This window comes from Arthrobacter sp. B0427-1-12 (assembly GCF_059092905.1).
Genome location: NZ_JBNHIC010000231.1, coordinates 1 through 375, shown reverse-complemented (window position 1 = coordinate 375; position 375 = coordinate 1). Strand labels below are relative to the sequence as shown.

General features: G+C 69.3%; 1 pseudogene. It reads right to left on the bottom strand.

The features are described from left to right. Positions 1 to 283: pseudogene (locus AC5RWU_RS24700) on the bottom strand (acyl-CoA desaturase); the annotation flags it as partial. Positions 284 to 375 lie beyond the last annotated feature (92 nt).

The window sequence follows — 375 nt, the reverse complement described above, 5'->3', positions numbered from 1 at the left end:
GGACGCGCTGGATCTTGATCATGCGCCGGATGTAGGCGGCGTCGGAGGCGCCGCGTTTTGCCAGAATGTCGTCGCGGATCGCATCCAGCTCGCGGCCGAGTTCGGCGACCTGTTCGTCGGTCAGGTGCGCGGCCGTCGGCGGACGGACGACGGGCCCGCCAGAGGCGGCCAGGGCCCCGGGCCGGGGTTTGGGTGCGGCTGCCGCCGCAGACGCGGCCGCGGACGTCTTCGGATGTTCCGGGGAGGTCGTGCCCGGTCCCGGGCGGTTGGAAGTAAGGGTCATGGAACGATGCTCCTCAGAGTTCGAGGTTGACGGGTCCGGCTGCTGCCGAAACACAGGTCTGGATGAGTTGGCCGGGTTCGCCGTGTACTTCC